General features: G+C 64.5%; 1 protein-coding gene. It reads right to left on the bottom strand.

Annotation, left to right across the window (positions count from 1 at the left end; genetic code table 11):
• On the bottom strand, window positions 1–346 hold a 346-nt coding region (locus A3754_RS27455; protein WP_197468529.1), incomplete at both ends, for a hypothetical protein.

Here is a 346-nt window from a genome sequence, read left to right as displayed (position 1 = left end):
TCGCTTTCGGCCAGCTCGCGCAGGGCATCCACCAGTCCCAGTTCCGGGCGTACGGTCTGGCCAGCAGCCAGGCAGTCCATCATGTTCATCAGCGCGTCCTGACCTTCGCCGGCCAGGGCAAAAAGACGTTCGCTGTACGGCAGCCGGCCGTTTTCCACCGCGCTGTAGCAGCCTGCCAGGGCCGCGGCCAGGTCATGAATTTCGCTGAGACCGGCGGTGGTGGCGCTGTTGGACAGCAGCTCCAGTTCGTCGCGCAGACGTACCAGTTCATCGGTGTGCGCGGGGTGTTGGGCCCACTGGCTGAGCAGTTGCTCTGCATCCACGATCAGGTCCATGCCTTCGGACA

Source organism: Alcanivorax sp. HI0083, from assembly GCF_001635175.1.
The sequence above is the reverse complement of the archived record's forward strand: the minus strand, read 5'-3'. Positions and strand labels throughout refer to the sequence as shown.